The sequence below is a fragment of the Achromobacter mucicolens genome (assembly GCF_902859725.1).
Classification (GTDB): domain Bacteria; phylum Pseudomonadota; class Gammaproteobacteria; order Burkholderiales; family Burkholderiaceae_B; genus Achromobacter; species Achromobacter mucicolens.
In genome coordinates this window covers 289,991-305,443 of record NZ_CADIJP010000006.1, presented here as the reverse complement: position 1 = coordinate 305,443, position 15,453 = coordinate 289,991, and the positions used below count along the sequence as shown (strand labels likewise).

Genomic DNA, 15,453 nt, shown 5'->3' with positions numbered 1-15,453 from the left:
TAGCAAGGTGGTCCCACTCCTTCCCATCCCGAACAGGACAGTGAAACGCCTTTGCGCCGATGATAGTGGACGGACGTCTGTGAAAGTAGGTCATCGTCAGGCTTTTATTGCTCAAAACCCCGCAGGTATCCCCTGCGGGGTTTTGTCTTTGTGGCGTCGGCAATACTGCATTGGGATTCCAGCATCGGAAATGCCGTATCAGGGATGCAGCAACGCGAATGCTGCAAAGGGATTGCAGCAACGGGAATGCAGGATCGGAATTTATTAAAAACCCCCACGCGGCTGGCGCCGCGCGGGGGTTTTGTTTTTGTCTGGATCGGATGCTCTGCTGTTTGAGTCAGATGTTCCTCTGACTAGGGTAGCTGGCGGCGCAGCGCTGCGAAAAATAGCTCGGATTGCAGGCGTTCGCTTTGAATCTGGGCCGCAACCTTGGCGGCGAGGTCGGCGTTGACGGGAACCAGGGGACGGCCGGTGGATTGTGCCAAGACCTGGGCTGTACAGGCCCGCTCGAGGAAGAAGAGATCGTCGTAGGCGTAGTCGAGACGTTCGCCGCAGACAACGACGCCATGGTTGCCGAGGAAAACGATGTCCGCGCCTTGCATGGCGTGCGCGATGCGCTCGCCTTCGGACACATCCAACGCCAGTCCGTTATAGGCGCCGTCGATGGCGAGGCGGCCGTGAAAGCGCATGGCGTTTTGGGACAGGGTGGTGTCCAAGCCGCGATCCGTGGTGAGCGTGAGTGCCGTGGCGTAGGGCATGTGGGTGTGCAGCACGCAGGTCTTGCCGGCGATGCGGTGGATAGCTGCGTGAATGAACATGGCGGTGGGCTCGACCTCGTGGCGGCCGGCAAGCTTGTTGCCATGCGCGTCGACCAGCACGATGTCGTCCGCATGCACCTCGTTCCACATGAGGCCACGTGGGTTCAGAAGGAAATGATCGGGATCGCCCGGCAATGCCACGCTGAAATGATTGCAGACGCCTTCGCCCAGTCCGTGGGCCGCGGCCGCACGTAGGGCCAGCGCCAGGTCCGTGCGTAGAGCGGTGACGGGATCTGCATGGAAGAGTGCGTTGGCAAAACCGGGTTCCTGGTTCATGACAACCTTCAAGGGATGGGTTGGGGATCAGAGCCAGCCGGCGTTAGTGAAAACGTCCAGCACGCGATCCAGAGTTGCTACGGTAGCGTCAGGCCGATAGTCAGGCAAGGGTTTGCGGCCGGTGCCGCGGTCGATCCAGATGCAGCGAAAGCCAATGTCGCGTGCTGCAGCGAGATCCAGATGAGGGCTGGCGCAGATATGCACGACGTCTGCCGTGGTGACGCCAAGCTTTTGATGAGCGTGGGCGAAGATGGCGGGTGAGGGTTTGTACGCGCGGGCCTGTTCAGCTGAAATGACGCGGTCGATATGCCCGCCCATTTGGGCGACGTTGCCCGCGATGATGTTGTCATCGGTGTTGGAGATGATGCACAGGCTAAATCCGGCTTGTTTGAGCCTGCCGAGCGTGTCGACGACTTCCGGGAAGGGCGGCATGCGGGAAATGCTGCTCGTGAGCGTCTCCGCGTCTTCGGGCCGGTACTCAAGGCCGAAATGCGCCATGGTGAGGCGTAACGATTCGCGGGTGACCTCGGCGAAGTTGCGGTAGGGCGGCGTGCGTTCAAGGTGGTGCTCGTGCTCATCGTATATGTGCAGGAACTGCGCGGCGGTCGGCCGGTCAATTGCGGCCTCTCGGCCCGCGAGGATCTTTTCCACTGCGGCTTGCAAGCCTTCGTCCCATTGAATGAGCGTGCCGTAGCAGTCGAAGGTCAGCCATTGTGGGCGGGGAGCTTGGTTAAAAGGCATGTCGGTGCTCGGAGAGAGATCGGAGCTTCAGCGTAAGGCCGGCTTAAGTGAGTTGTAAAATTAATTAATGCGCTTACCTTAGTTGATATACCGATGAGCCGCAGTATGCTTAACAAGCGCGGCCAGAGTACGGGCGGGTTGGATTAAGAAGAGTGGCCGCCCCATCCAGCTTGTGAGCGGCACGCGCGCGAGTGCGCACATGACGCAGGAGGCCCGTGCGACGTGCCGACGTACGAGCGCCCCGCGTCGGCGGCCTGCTTCTGTTGTCAGCTATAGAGGCGAAAGCTGCCCGGGCTAGTTGAGCGGGTCAGGGCGGGGAGACTTGGAAGCGATCCAATTCGCTCGTGAGCGGCACTTCAACACCAATCAATCAAAGCCGATGCTCGATCTTGAACTACTGAGGACGCTGGTTTGCGTCGTGGACGAAGGCAGTTTCACGCGGGCGGCCAGCCGCGTTCATCGCACGCAGTCGACGGTTAGCCAGCAGGTGCGCAAGCTTGAACAGAGCGTGGGCAAGACCTTGCTGCTGCGGGACCGCGCCGGCGGCAATGTGTCTGCGACCGAGGACGGAGAAGTCATGTTGGCCTACGCGCGGCGCTTGCTTGCGATTGCGGGCGAGGCCGAGCATGTACTGTCCGCGCCGAGAAGCGCTCGCGTGATTCGATTGGGCGTGCCCGAGGACTTTGATGTGTCGCGGCTGACGGTGCTGTTGGCGGAGTTTGCGGCGCGGCATGCGCAGGTGCGGCTGGAAACCTTGAGCGGCATGAGCACGGATCTTCGGGCGGGGCTGGCGGCCGGCGAGTTCGATCTGGCGCTGGTCAAGCGGGATCCGGGTGAAGGGCCTTGCCTTGCGGCTTGGCCCGAACGGCTGGTGTGGGTGGGCGGACAAGCGCGCAATCAAGCGGCGGCCGTCGTGCCGCTGGTTCTTTTTCCGCAGGGATGCGTCTATCGCAAGCGGATGATCTATGCGCTGGAGAGCGCCGGGCGGCCGTGGCATGTCGCCTACCACAGCCACAGTCTGGCTGGCGTGCAGGCGGCCGTGGCAGCGGGGCTGGGCGTCAGTCTGTTGCCGGCTTCGGCGCGCCTTGATACGCATGTCGAATTGGGCGCCGCGGACGGGTTTGCCGATGTGCCGCCTACCGAGCTGGCGATCGTGGGAGACGCGCGCGCCCTCGGCAGTGTTGGGGAGGATCTGCTGGGTGCGCTGAAGCAGGCGATTGGTGGGGAGATGAAGCGGCCGGCGATGTAGTAGGGACGTTTTGGCTGGTCGGGCTAAGCGGGAGAGGCCGCGCGGTGTAGAGTCAAGTCTACGCCGTGGTGACGGCCGCAGCACAAGCGACAGTCATGGTGGCGGTCACGGCGGCAGTCATGGATACAGTCGCGGCAGCGGTCGTGGTAGCAGTCACGGCGACAGTCACGGGCACCATCATGGCCACAGTCGCGGCCCCACATACTGCGATACTCGCGACAACATTGCGGCGCCAAACACGGCGTCAATTGCGGCACCATTGCGGCCTCAAACACCGCGACATTCGCGGCAGCATCGCGGCCTCAAGCACGACGTCAGTCGCGGCGATATTGCGGCGTCAAACACGGCGTCAATCGCGACAACATCGCGGCTGCAAATACGGCGTCAATCGTGATCTCATTGCTGCCTCATCGCGGCGTCAAATTCGGTGTTAATCACGGCCGAGATCGTGGCCGTAGGTTTCCCTTCAGCGTACGTCGCCGTCGAGGTAGAACCACTGTCCGTTTTCGCGCAGGAAGCGGCTGGTCTCGTGCATGCGGCTGGCGCGGCCGTCAAGGCGGCTTCTGGCGACGAACTCGACAGTTGCGTGTTCTGCGTCCTGATCTGCGGCGGCCTTGATTTGCAAGCCCAGCCATTTCAGGCCGGGTGGGTTGGGCTCGAGTGACGCAGGGCGCGTGCGGGGGTGCCACGTTGCCAGCAGATAAGGCAGGTTGTCCAGCACAAAGGCGCTGTATCGTGAGCGCATGAGGGCTTCGGCCGTAGGGGCTTGCAGCGCCTGCGGGCCGTCGTGCCAGCGGCCGCAGCACTCGGGGTAGGAACGGGAGCTGCCGCAGGGGCAGGAGGGATTGGAGGGGCTTGGTTGCTTTGGCACGGCTTGGGGCAATTGGGTCCGGACGCGGATCAGAGAATCAGAAGTGTGCAAGCGGTCAGCATAACGGATCGAGGGAGCCGGCAGATAAAACCAATTTGGGCGTGAGGCCGGAAGCCCGCTCGATGCGTCAGATGTAGGCTTCTGACGATACGGCAGAACAAAAAGCAAGGGGTCCGCTTCACCTGGACCCCGCGAGGCTGAGTCGATTGATCTGGCCGCTAGACGGGGCATCAGATCGAGGCAAGGAATCGAGGCGACGGATCGAAGCAACGCGAGTCGAAGCAACGGATCGGGGCAACGGGCCGAGACAACGGACCCAGGCAGCGGATCGAGGCAACGAAACGAGCCAGCGAGTCGGGGCAGAGGATCGAGGCAACCGATCGAACCCACGGATCGGGGCGCCGATCGAGGCAACATAGTCGCGCGAGAAGAACTCGCGCCTGATCACCAAAATTACGGCAACCGCGCGGGACGACAGGCAAACCTGCCAAATCGAGCGCCGCTGTGACTATAGCCACGACATGGCGCAGGCGGAGGGCGCTCCGCATTAGCGCCAGGTCGGGCGAACGGGACTTGCAGGTAAAGGCGGAGAACGGATTGGGAGATTGTGTCAGGCCAGCAGGTCGGCGTATTCGGGATGGCGTCTGATGTAGGCGTCGGCGTAGGAACAGTAGGGTTTGACCTTCCAGCCATTCTCGCGCGCGGTGAGCAGGGCTTGCTGGGTCAGTTCGGCGGCGATGCCGCGGCCGCCGACCGCGCTGGGTACGCCGGTGTGCGTGATTGCCATGGCGCCGTTTTGCAGTTGATAGTCCAGCACGCACAGGACGCCGTCGACGGTGGCGGTGAAGCGGGAGCGGTCGGTGTCGTGTATTACGGAAATCATTCAAGAAACTCCTTGGGTGGCGGCGGTGCGGGCTTTGTTAAGGCCTGCGCCGCATTCACAAACAACGCGCTAATTGAGGATCGCGCCGGGCATAAACTGTGCACTTCGCGTGCGAGTCACACAGGGCAGCCCCGCTTCGCTTCGAACGCGTTTCGAACTCCTCTCGTGGGCAGAACGGCACGCACCGCTCTGTAAACCAGGAAAGGGACGGACTTCAGTTCAGCGAGCAAGTTTCGAGCCCGCGGCCTGGGTTGCCGACTCGGAAATCTGCCGTCGTGGCGCCGGGCGCTTGCCATCGTATACACGACGCCGTCAACAAGCCGCGCCCGGAGCCGGTTCGCCGGGTGCGGCCCGGGGATCGGCGGCCGATGGCGGATGGCTATATCGATGACGGGTTCCCAGATATTAGCGCCGACGGCGCGCAGCTCCAGCTCAACGCTGAAGCCTTTACCGATGCAGCACCTTGATCAACGCGGTGAGTTGCGCGTCGCGGGTTTCGACGAGGTCAGCGATGTTGCGGTGGCCGGCCTCGGCGTTGACGCCTTCGATCAGGCGTTGCTGCAGCGCTGGCGTGACCTCGGGGGCGCCTAGGTCGTCCCACCAGGTTTGCACCGGGCCCAGGAGGTGGTGCATGAAATGCGCCAGGCCGCCTTCGCCGCCGCCCAGGTTGAACGTCATGTGCGGGCCGAAGAGCGCCCAGCGCAAGCCGGGGCCTTGCGATACCGCGGCGTCGATGTCCGCGACGCTGGCGACGTTTTCGGCGGCAAGGTGGATGGCCTCGCGCCACAGGGCGGCTTGCAGGCGGTTGGCGATGTGGCCGGGGACTTCCTTGTTCAGACGGATGGGGTGTTTGCCCATGCTGCGATAGAAGTCGATGGCGCGGTCCATGGTGTCGGCGGACGTCTGGTTGCCGCCGACGACTTCGACCAGCGGAATGAGGTGCGGCGGATTGAAGGGGTGACCGATCACGAACCGTTGGGGATGGCGGCAGCGCGATTGCAGCCGGCTCATGATGAGGCCCGACGAGCTCGATGCGACGATGACGTGCGGAGGCAGGACGGCGTCGATGCGGGCAAACAGGTCCGTCTTGAAGTCTTCGCGTTCGGGCGCGTTCTCCTGCACGAAATCCACGCCGGTCAACGCCTTTTCGAGATCGGGTTCGAAGCGTAGCGCGTCGGCGGTGGCGCCAGTGCGCACGTGGCCAAGTTCGGCCAGGACCGGCCATGCCGCCTGAACGCGGGCGATGGTCTGGGCTTCGGCATGCGGGCTGGGATCGCTGACCACGACTTCAAGTCCGTGCGCGAGAAACAGCGCTGCCCAACTGGCGCCGATCGTGCCGGCGCCGACGATGGCGACGCGGCGGATGGGGATGGCGGTGGATGAAGCGGAGCCGTGCAAGCCAGACGGCGACGACGGCGGGTTTGACGAAGCAGAGCTGGACGAAGCAAGGCTGGACATGCAGGTCTCCGTTGTTGGGTTTGCTGCATTGTGAAGCAAAGCCGATGCCGTTGCCATGCAAGCTGAGCGGCGGCAAGATAGGACTTTTCGAAATCACCTGGAGGCTTGCATGCGTCCGACGCTTGCGCGCGCGACCGTACCGTATTTCTGCCAATGGGAATCCGCGCATCGGGCGGGCGAGATCATTCGCGGGGAACTGGCGCTGGCTGACGACCCCGCATGGCGCAATTCCGGGGCGCGGGATCTGGACGAGTATGTGCGTTGGGCCAGCCATGTGTGCGGGATGGCATGTCTGAAGATGGTCCTCGCGGCGCGCACCGGCCACGCCTATCCGACCCTGGAGCTGGCGCGGCGCAGCTTGCCTTACGGTGCGTACGTCGAGGAACCGGACGGAAGCATCAGGGGCCTGATCTACGCCCCATTCGTGCAATACGTCGCAGAAGTCTTTGGCATGCGTGCGCAGGTGCGCGTGGACATGCCGGCGTCAAGCCTGCCTGAGCTGATGGCGCGGGCGGATTACTTCATGGCTTCGGTGCATCCGTCGATTCGCTGGCCCGCTGTGCAGCCGCCGAAAAAGGGCGGGCATCTGGTGCTGGTGACGCGCGCCGCGCCCGACGCCGTGACGTTTCATAACCCGTCGGGCGAGCCGGGCTCGCAGGCGGACGTCGTGCTGCCTTTGGCCGTCTTCGACAGGTTCTACGCGAGCCGCGGCGTTGAAATCCCGCCCGCTGGTTGACGATGCTTACGTGCCGGCTCAGGCGTTGCGGGTGCGGCGCAGATAGCGCCATGCGAGCACAACCGTGATGGCATAGCTGGCGGTGATGACGCCGTAGGCGGCAGGCAACGTGGCGTGCCAGTCGGGCAGCAGATGCAGAAGGGTGCCCATCACGGCGACGCCGACCAGCGCGCCGGATTGGCGATTGGCGTTCAGGGCGGCGGCCGCGCTATTGGCGTGCTGGCGGCCGGATACCTGCATGACGATGCTGGTCATCGCCGGCACGGCGATCCCCACGCCCAGATTGGCCAGCGCGACGACGATGGCAAACGGCCAGTACGCGACGCCGGGGGTGAACGCGGCGATGCCGATGGCGCTCATTGCGGCCGCGAGCGAGACGCCGCCCAACAGCGATGCCGACACGTTCCACCGCGCCGACACGCGCCCCGAGATGAGGTTGCCGATGGAGAATACCGCCAGCATCGGCACCAGTTCGATGCCGGTCTGCAACGCATCGGCGCCGCGTGCATGCTGCAGGAACAGGCTGAGCAAAAACAGTTGGCCATAAGACGCGAGGTTGATGAGAAACCCCACAGCGTTGGCCGCGGAGAATTGTGGGGTGGCGAATAGCGTCCGCGGGAGAATGGGTTCGGCGTGCTGCCGTTCGCGGTGCACCAGAAGCGCGGCGGCGGCCAGGCCCAGAAGCATCGTCGCTGCGATGGCCGGGGAGGTCCAGCCATAGGCGTTGCCCTGGATCAGCACGAAGCACAGACTGGACAGCGCCACGACGCCGAGCACGTGGCTCAAGGGGTTGAGCGCGCGGGCGCGACGTGGCGCGGGCGCGATGCGGCGGCGGGCGAGCCACAGGCCTGCCAGACCCAGCGGGATGTTGATGAGGAAGATGCCGCGCCATCCAAATTGGTGGATCAGCGCGCCGCCCAGCAACGGTCCCGATGCGCCAGCGACCGCCACGATGGCGGACCAGGCGGCCAGCATGCGGTTGCGCACGCTTTCGTCGTCATAGGCGTGCGTGAGCAGGCTGAGCGAACTGGGCATGAAAAGCGCCGCGCCGACGCCTTGCAGCATGCGGGCCGCGATCAAGGTGTCGGCGTTTGGCGCCAGCCCGCAGAGCAGTGACGCGGCGGTGAACACCCCCAAGCCGGCAAGGTAGAGGGTCTTGGCGCCGTAGCGGTCGGCCAGCGCGCCTGCCACCAGCAGCAGGGCGGCGAACGTCAGCGTGTAGCCGTCGACGATCCACACCAGGTCGGTCAGCGGGACGGCGAACTGGAGCGCGATGCTGGGAATCGCCACATTGACCACGGTCACATCGAGCATGGCCATGACGAATCCGATGGCCAGGGTGACAAGCGGCACCCATCCCTTGGCGGCGACGGGCAGCGCGTCTTGGGCGGCGATGGGGCGGCAGGCGGATGACATGGTTGGACTCTTTCCGAGGGGGCGGGGTGCGGGAGGTGCAAAGCTTAGGCGCTTGCTGTGATGCAAAAAAGCCGTGTTACTGCTTTATAGTCATGCAAAAGTGCATCAAGGACGTCAAATGGATTGGGATAACGCGAGAATTTTTCTGGCCATTTACCGCGTAGGGACGCTGCGCGGGGCGGCGGCGGTGTTGCAGATCGACCAGGCCACCGCTGGCCGGCGCCTGGCCGCGCTGGAGGCGTCGCTGGATGCGCGCCTGTTCCTGCGCACGCCCGGCGGCTACGTGCCGACCGCGGCGGGCGAGCTTGCGTTTGCGGCGGCCGAACGCATGGAGCAGGCGGCGGACCAGCTGCAGCGCCAGATGCAGGGGCTGGACCATCGGCTGTCGGGTGTGGTTCGCGTGGCAGCCTCGGAGACGGTTGCCCGTTATTTCGTGATGGAGGCCATCAAGCGGGTCCACGCCGAACACCCCGACATTCGCGTGGTGCTGACGACCGGCATCCAGATCAGCAATCTGACGCGCCGCGAGGCCGATCTGGCCATCCGCAACATCAAGCCCGACAATCCCGATCTGATCCACCGCCACTTGGCGCGCAAGGAGGTCGGCCTGTATGCGTCGCGCGCGTACCTGGACGCGCACGGAGAGCCCAAGCCCGGCACCGCCTTCGCGGGGCACACCTTGATCGCCTATCAGCAAGCCGTGCTGCCGGGCTGGTCCGATTCCCTTTGCGGCGAATCCACGCGCAATGGCCGCATCGGTGTCGAGGTGAATTCGGGGTTGATGATCATAGACGCGGTCGTGGCGGGTCTAGGCATCGGCGAGCTGCCCACGCACATGGCCCCCGACCACCCGGACCTGGTGCGTATCTGGCCAGCACGCGCCGAGGCGTATGACCTGTGGCTGGTGATGCATGGCGACCTGAACCGCACCGCGCGCGTGCGGGCCGTGGCCGATGCGATTGTCGAGGTCTTTGAAGAGAGCAATTAGCGGCAAGCCGAGGCTTGTGGCGCGGCGCAACTGGCGCTAAGGTTTGCTGGCCCGCAGGAAAACCCACGACCTCAGGAGTTGCGCGTGTCCGATCTTTGGCGTTTGTCCGCAGTTGAGCTTGCCGCCCTTGTCCGCAAGCGTGAAGTGTCCGCCGTGCAGGCCGCGCAAAGCGCGCTGCAGCGGCTCGATGCCGTCAATCCCGCGATCAACGCGGTGGTGGATCATCGGCCGGAAGACGTGCTGGCACAGGCGGCCGAGGTGGACGCGGCGATCGCGCGCGGAGAAGATCCCGGCCTGCTGGCCGGCGTGCCCGTGACCGTGAAGGTCAACGTGGATCAGGCGGGCTTTGCCACGACCAACGGCGTGCGATTGCAGAAAGACCTCATTGCCGAACGGAACAGCCCCGTCGTCGACAACCTGCGGCGGGCCGGTGCGGTGATTGTGGGCCGCACGAACACGCCAGCGTTTTCGCTGCGCTGGTTTACCGGCAACGTGTTGCATGGCGACACGCGTAACCCGCGGAATCCGGCGCTGACGCCCGGCGGTTCGTCGGGCGGCGCCGCGTCTGCCGTGGCGGCAGGCATTGGGCATCTGGCGCATGGCACCGACATCGCCGGGTCGATCCGTTACCCCGCCTATGCGTGCGGCGTGCATGGCCTGCGTCCGTCGCTGGGCAGGGTGGCGGCCTACAACGCCTCGCTGCCGGAACGTTCGATCGGCGGGCAGATCACCGCTGTGTCGGGACCGCTGGGACGCACGATTGCCGATGTGCGGCTGGGGCTGGCCGCGCTGGCTGCGCCGGATCCGCGCGATCCGTGGTGGGTGCCGGCGCCGCTGACCGGCCCGGAGGCGCCGCGGCGCGCCGCGCTGTGTCTGAACCCGGAAGGCATGGATACCGATCCCGCAGTGGTGAAGGCGTTGCAAGAAGCGGCGCGGCGGCTGAGCGAGGCGGGTTGGACAGTCGATACGCTGGAAGCGCTGCCGCCGATGCAGGAGGCCGCCGACCTGCAGATCCGCATGTGGATGGCCGACGGCTACGACGCCATGCTGGCGGCTGCGGAAAAAGAAAACGACCCGGGCGCGTTGGTGGCGCTGGCCGGGCAACGCGACAAGGCGGCGGGCGCGGATCTGACGACCTTTTCGGCGGTGCTGACGCGCCGCGCCACGCTTACGCGTTTGTGGGAGATGTTCTTTGCCGAGTGTCCGGTGCTGCTTTTGCCGGTGTCGGCCGAACTGCCATTTCCCGACAACCTCGATCTGCAAGGCGACGCGGCCTATGCGCGCGTGTGGCGCGCGCAGATGACCCAGATCGGTCTGCCGTTCATGGGCTTGCCGGGACTGTCCGTGGCGATGGGCAGCGCCATGAGCAGCGAGGGCCCGAGTCCGGTGGGCGTGCAGGTGGTGGCGGGGCGGTACCGCGAGGACCTGTGCCTGGCGGCCGGCGAAATCATCGAGGCGGCCGGCGAGCCGATCAGCATCGCCGAGCCTGCGCCGAAGTAATTGGCGGTTGGTGGATAACGGCGGGGCCGCCTGAAGGTGGGCCAGCCTGAAAGTGGGGCGGCTTGAAGGTGGCCGCCTGTGCGGCCTTAGCCGCCGAAGCGCACCTTCAGCACGCCCAGATCGCCGTACGCCAGTTCGATGTCTTGATTGGCGGGCACGTCCAGAAAGCCCGCGTAAGAGCCGGTGATGACGTGCTGGCCGGCCGTCAGCCCCAGGCCTTGCTCGCGCAGGAAATTGGCCAGCCAGTACAGGCCGGCCTTGGCGCGGTCGTTCGGGTGGATGCCCGCGTGCTGCTCGACTTCAACGCCATCGACCGTCAACGTGATGGTCATGCAGCCGGGGGCTGCGTCGGGCGATGAAATCCGCGGGCCCAGGACGAGGCCTTGGTTGAACATGTGGTCCGCCAGCAGTTCGGGCAGGCTTGCATGTTCGGGGGCGGCGTAGCGGCAGCCCAGGACTTCGAGCGCCAGGCGGGCGCCGCCCACGGCGGCGTCTATCTCGGCTTCGGTGTAGGGCGTGTCGCGCGGCGGCAGGTCGCGGGCGATTTCGAACGCGATTTCGGGTTCGATGCGCACGCCGGCATCGCGGGTGGCGACCGGCCCGGCCGCGGCGTCAGCCGTGCCCGAGGCATAGATGGGCGCCACGACGGTTTTTTCGGGCGAGGGTAGCGCGCTTTTCCAGGCCGCGATGGTGTCCTGGCGCGTTTCGCGAAGCAGTTCAGCGGTGCGCTGCTGCACGGCGAAAGCCTGCCCCAGCGACTGCGGCCGGCATTCCGCTGGCAGGCGGGGGCCGGCCACGCCTGCCTGGCGCGCGGCGATCAGAAAGCGCGCGGCGTCGATGCTGCCGGGATAGTCTTCAAATCTGATCTGCATGCGTTCAGGCTCCGAGGAACAGCATGATCCACAAGACGATCATGGCGATCAGGCCCAGCCAGCACGAACCCCAGAAGCCGACGATCGGCCACTTCAGGGACAGCGGAATCTTCTTGGGATCGACGTGGGCAAGCAGGTCGTTGGCATTGCCGATCAACCACATGCGCGTGCCGGGAAACATCAGGCGGAAGAAATAATCGAGCATGATCGCCGCCTGGATCGCCAGCGGGAATTGCTTGAACGGCCGATGCTGCAGATAGGGGTGCTTGAGGGCCGCATTGACCTGCTGGGTCTTGAAGAAGAACAGCACGATGCCGCTGATCGTGCAGGTGATGAAACACAGCACAAACAGGCTGAAGGCCATTGCCATGACGGGTGAATGCATGGGGGATCTCAACGATGCGCGGCGGGACCGCGTGGGATGGACGAATTCAGGCAAAAAAAGCTGGCCCTATTGTAGAGGGCTTGGCGCGGCCCCGTGTTCAGGGCCGCGTCAGTAGCGCCGGTCGGGCGCTTGGGCAGGGTCAGCCGCGGGTCTGGCCTTCGCCGTTCAAGACCCACTTGAGCGTGGTCAGGCCTTCCAGACCGACCGGGCCGCGCGCGTGCAGGCGATTGGTGGAAATGCCGATTTCGGCGCCCAGCCCGTATTCGAAGCCGTCTGCAAAGCAGGTGGGAAGGTTGACGTAGACGGAGCTGGAGTCGACTTCGCGCTGGAAGCGCTGGGCCGCCGAGAGGTCTTGCGTGACGATCGCGTCGGTGTGGCCCGAGCCATAGCGCGCGATATGTTCGATGGCGTCGTCCAGCGTGTCGACGATGCGCACGGCCAGGATGGGCGCCAGGTATTCGGTGGCCCAGTCTTCTTCGGTGGCGGGCGTGGCGTGCGGCAGCAGCGCCAGCGTGCGCGGGCAGCCGCGCAGTTCCACGCCGTGTTCGGCGAAGGCGGCGGCCAGGCTGGGCAAGATGGACACGGCGGCCACGGCGTCGATCAGCAGCGTTTCCATGGCGCCGCAGATGCCATAGCGGTAGGTCTTGGCGTTCAGGGCGATGGCGTGGGCCTTGTCGGGGTCTGCCGCCGCATCGATGTAGATGTGGCAGTTGCCGTCCAGATGCTTGATGAGCGGCACGCGCGCTTCCTGGGACAGCCGGGCGATGAGGCCCTTGCCGCCACGCGGCACGATGACATCGATATGCTCGGTCATGGTGATGAGCGCGCCCACGGCCGCGCGGTCGGTCGTGGCGACGACCTGCACGGCCTCCTGCGGCAGGCCGGCGGCAGCCAGGCCGGTCTGCACGATGCGGCCGAGCGCCACGTTCGAGTGCAGGGCTTCGCTGCCGCCGCGCAGGATGGCGGCGTTGCCGGACTTCAGGCACAGGGCCGCGGCGTCGATGGTGACGTTGGGGCGCGATTCATAAATGATGCCGATCACGCCCAATGGCACGCGCATCTGGGCGACACGCATGCCGTTGGGCCGCACGGTGGTGGCGGTGATGCTGCCGATCGGGTCGGGCAGGGCGGCGATCTGGCGCAGGCCCTCGGCCATGTGCGCCAGCGTCTTGTCCGACAGGGTCAGGCGGTCGAGCAGGGCGGGCTCCAGGCCATTGGCCCGGGCGGCGGCCACGTCCTTTTCGTTGGCGGCTTTCAGTTCATCGTGGCTGGCGGCCAGCGCGTCGGCCATGGCGATCAGCGCCCGGTTCTTGGCGGCGCTGTCGGCGCGCATCATGGCGCGCGAGGCGCGGCGGGCGTTTTCGCCCAGGGTCAGCATGGCTTGTTCGATGGAGGACGAGGACATGGCGGCGTCGATCTTGTGGAGAAGGCGGCGCGGGCGCCGCCAGGAAAGTCAGTGTATATCCGGCGCGATGGCCGGGCGAGATCCGGTCGGCGGACCGGATGGGGGGCGGGAGGCAGGCGGCAAAGCCGCCTTCACGGTCGGCCGCCGGCGGCGGCTACGCGCAGGGCCAGCCGGGTCATTTCTTCCCAGGGGTCAGACAGGCGTCCGGGCACCGACAGGCCCTTGATCAGGCGGTCGACTTCGTGGGCGTGCTGCACGGCGGCGGGCCAGACGTTGGGCTGCACCCGGTTCAGGGCCTGCAGCGCAAGGCGTTCATGCGCGCCGAAAATGCGCAGGCGGCGCATGAGGCCGCCCGCGTCCTGGCCCAGCGCGCGTGCCTCGGCAATGCGGGCCAGCAAGCGGATTTCTTCGCCGACTGCCCACAGCACCAGCGGCAGCGCCTCGCCTTCGGCGCGCAGGCCGTCGATCATGCGGATGGTGCGACCGATGTCGCCGGCCAGCATGGCATCGCGCAGACCGAAGACGTCGTAGCGGGCGACGTTCAGCACGGCGCGCTCGACGTCCTCCGGGGCAAGCTGGCCTTCGGGGTAGAGCAGGCCCAGCTTCTGGATTTCCTGGTGGGCGGCGAGCAGGTTGCCTTCGACCTTGTCCGCCATCCATTGCAGGGTGGCGCTGTCGGCGCGTTGGTTCTGGCGCGCCAGTCGCATGCCGACCCAGGCGGGCAGGCGGCCGCGTTCGATGTTGGCGATGTCGACGGCCATGCCGGCGCGGGCAAGCGCCTGCATCCAGCGGCTTTCGCGGGTGGCCTTGTCCAGACGGGGCAGCGCGATCAGCACCAGGGTGTCGGCGTCTGGCTGCTTTTCGGCCTGTTCGGCCAGCTTGGTCAGGGTGTCGGCGCCGGATTTTCCCGGTTTGCCGGTGGGTATCTTGATTTCAAGGATGCGGCGGTCGCCAAAGAGCGACACGCTCTGGGTGGCGGCAATGACCGCGCTCCAGTCGCTGCGCGCGTCCATCACCATGGACAGGCGCTCGGTGTAGCCAGCGTTGCGCGCGGCGGCGCGAAGCGCGTCGACGGCTTCGGTCACCAGCAGCGGCTCGTCGCCCGACACCGTGTACAGCGGCGCCAGGCGGTTGCCGGGCCGCTGCAGGTGTTCGGCCAGCCGATCCGCGTCCAGAGGCTGTGCCATGGACTAGCGGACGATGGCCGGATCGGTGACGGACGGCGTCTGCCAGGGCGTGGGCACGCGCGGTCGTTGCGGCTCGTTGGGGTCGAACAGCGGCATGTTTGCGTCGTCGCCGCCCGCTTGCGCGGCTTCGAATGCCTTGTGCACGTCCGGCGCGGTAATGCGGCGCAGCACGCGCGAGACGAGGTCCCGCTGCATGGCCTTGTACAGCGTTTCGATCTGGCCCTGCTTGGCCTGCACGACCTGGTCGTCGTACGGCATTTCGCGATAGATGGACAGCGTCGTGTCGGGGACCAGGGCGCGGCCCTTGGCGTCGATCAGGCGGAACGTGTAGTTGATGCCCAGTTCGTAGGATTCGACACGGCCTTGCGCGTTCAGCGAGACCTCACGCAGCGTGCGCGTGTCGCTGACCTGCTGGAGGATCGCCTGGGCTTCCTTGCGCGAATCCACCAGCTTGGTGTTGGGCGAGGCCGCGCGCAGCGCGCGGCGCAGGTCGGCGCCGAACTGGATGTTGTCAGGAATGCCCACGTACAGGGTGTCGAATGGCATCGGGGTGGTGCCGCGCAGCGCGAAGCCGCAGGCGGAGAGCAGCATGAACAGCGCCAGGCAGGCGCCGCGCAGCAGCCAGGTTTGGCGGGAGACTTGCGATTGTTGCCCGGCGAAGTGCATGC

At 65.8% G+C, this 15,453-nt stretch carries 15 protein-coding genes and 1 rRNA gene; 5 read left to right on the top strand and 11 right to left on the bottom strand.

Going from position 1 to position 15,453, the window contains the following annotated elements; all coding sequences use genetic code 11:
- Positions 1-102: ribosomal RNA gene (rrf, locus tag HV786_RS10120) — 5S ribosomal RNA — on the top strand; the annotation flags it as partial.
- Between the two features lie 251 nt (positions 103-353).
- Here the strand turns inward: rrf and HV786_RS10115 are convergent.
- Positions 354-1,094, bottom strand: a complete 741-nt coding sequence (locus tag HV786_RS10115; RefSeq protein ID WP_128828853.1) for an aldolase — start codon at positions 1,092-1,094, stop codon at positions 354-356.
- 27 nt (positions 1,095-1,121) lie between these two features.
- A complete protein-coding gene (locus HV786_RS10110; RefSeq protein ID WP_128828854.1) occupies positions 1,122-1,835 on the bottom strand; it encodes a haloacid dehalogenase type II in 714 nt (237 codons plus the stop codon).
- A 379-nt stretch (positions 1,836-2,214) separates the two neighbouring features.
- Between HV786_RS10110 and HV786_RS10105 the strand changes: the two genes are divergently transcribed.
- Positions 2,215-3,084 (top strand): LysR substrate-binding domain-containing protein, encoded by an 870-nt coding sequence (locus tag HV786_RS10105; protein ID WP_128828857.1) that lies wholly within the window; start codon positions 2,215-2,217, stop codon positions 3,082-3,084.
- Between the two features lie 466 nt (positions 3,085-3,550).
- On the opposite strand, the gene HV786_RS10100 is transcribed toward HV786_RS10105, so the two are convergent.
- The 3 genes from HV786_RS10100 to HV786_RS10090 all read right to left on the bottom strand — a co-directional run bounded on the left by HV786_RS10100 (position 3,551) and on the right by HV786_RS10090 (position 6,296).
- Positions 3,551-3,955, bottom strand: a complete 405-nt coding sequence (locus HV786_RS10100; protein WP_128828858.1) for a YchJ family protein — start codon at positions 3,953-3,955, stop codon at positions 3,551-3,553.
- 610 nt (positions 3,956-4,565) lie between these two features.
- Complete coding sequence (locus HV786_RS10095; RefSeq protein ID WP_128828855.1) at positions 4,566-4,838, bottom strand: GNAT family N-acetyltransferase; 273 nt, start codon at positions 4,836-4,838, stop codon at positions 4,566-4,568.
- A gap of 447 nt (positions 4,839-5,285) precedes the next feature.
- Positions 5,286-6,296, bottom strand: coding sequence for a 3-hydroxyacyl-CoA dehydrogenase NAD-binding domain-containing protein (locus tag HV786_RS10090; RefSeq protein ID WP_252870215.1), 1,011 nt, complete (start codon positions 6,294-6,296; stop codon positions 5,286-5,288).
- Between the two features lie 109 nt (positions 6,297-6,405).
- Here HV786_RS10090 and HV786_RS10085 point away from each other — a divergent pair, with 109 nt between their 5' ends.
- Positions 6,406-7,032, top strand: a complete 627-nt coding sequence (locus tag HV786_RS10085) for a cysteine peptidase family C39 domain-containing protein (RefSeq protein WP_128828860.1) — start codon at positions 6,406-6,408, stop codon at positions 7,030-7,032.
- 18 nt (positions 7,033-7,050) lie between these two features.
- Here the strand turns inward: HV786_RS10085 and HV786_RS10080 are convergent, their stop codons facing one another.
- Positions 7,051-8,448, bottom strand: a complete 1,398-nt coding sequence (locus HV786_RS10080) for an MFS transporter (protein WP_175210697.1) — start codon at positions 8,446-8,448, stop codon at positions 7,051-7,053.
- A 118-nt stretch (positions 8,449-8,566) separates the two neighbouring features.
- On the opposite strand from HV786_RS10080, the gene HV786_RS10075 reads away from it, so the two are divergent.
- Together HV786_RS10075 and HV786_RS10070 are read left to right on the top strand one after the other, a co-directional pair.
- Entirely contained in the window at positions 8,567-9,436 is an 870-nt protein-coding gene (locus HV786_RS10075) for a LysR family transcriptional regulator (protein ID WP_175210696.1), read from the top strand.
- Positions 9,437-9,520: 84 nt separating this feature from the next.
- Positions 9,521-10,936 (top strand): amidase family protein, encoded by a 1,416-nt coding sequence (locus HV786_RS10070; protein WP_175210694.1) that lies wholly within the window; start codon positions 9,521-9,523, stop codon positions 10,934-10,936.
- An 86-nt stretch (positions 10,937-11,022) separates the two neighbouring features.
- On the opposite strand, the gene HV786_RS10065 is transcribed toward HV786_RS10070, so the two are convergent.
- From HV786_RS10065 to HV786_RS10045, 5 genes are all read right to left on the bottom strand, one after another.
- Positions 11,023-11,808 (bottom strand): 2-keto-4-pentenoate hydratase, encoded by a 786-nt coding sequence (locus tag HV786_RS10065; RefSeq protein ID WP_175210692.1) that lies wholly within the window; start codon positions 11,806-11,808, stop codon positions 11,023-11,025.
- Positions 11,809-11,812: 4 nt separating this feature from the next.
- Complete coding sequence (locus tag HV786_RS10060; protein WP_175210683.1) at positions 11,813-12,193, bottom strand: hypothetical protein; 381 nt, start codon at positions 12,191-12,193, stop codon at positions 11,813-11,815.
- A 139-nt stretch (positions 12,194-12,332) separates the two neighbouring features.
- On the bottom strand, positions 12,333-13,598 hold the full coding sequence (locus HV786_RS10055) for a glutamate-5-semialdehyde dehydrogenase (protein ID WP_175210681.1): 1,266 nt from the start codon (positions 13,596-13,598) through the stop codon (positions 12,333-12,335).
- A gap of 131 nt (positions 13,599-13,729) precedes the next feature.
- Positions 13,730-14,785 (bottom strand): DNA polymerase III subunit delta, encoded by a 1,056-nt coding sequence (gene holA / locus HV786_RS10050; RefSeq protein ID WP_128827402.1) that lies wholly within the window; start codon positions 14,783-14,785, stop codon positions 13,730-13,732.
- 3 nt (positions 14,786-14,788) lie between these two features.
- Positions 14,789-15,451: an LPS-assembly lipoprotein LptE gene (locus HV786_RS10045; protein WP_128827403.1), complete on the bottom strand. Its 663-nt coding sequence runs from the start codon at positions 15,449-15,451 to the stop codon at positions 14,789-14,791.
- Positions 15,452-15,453: the final 2 nt, after the last annotated feature.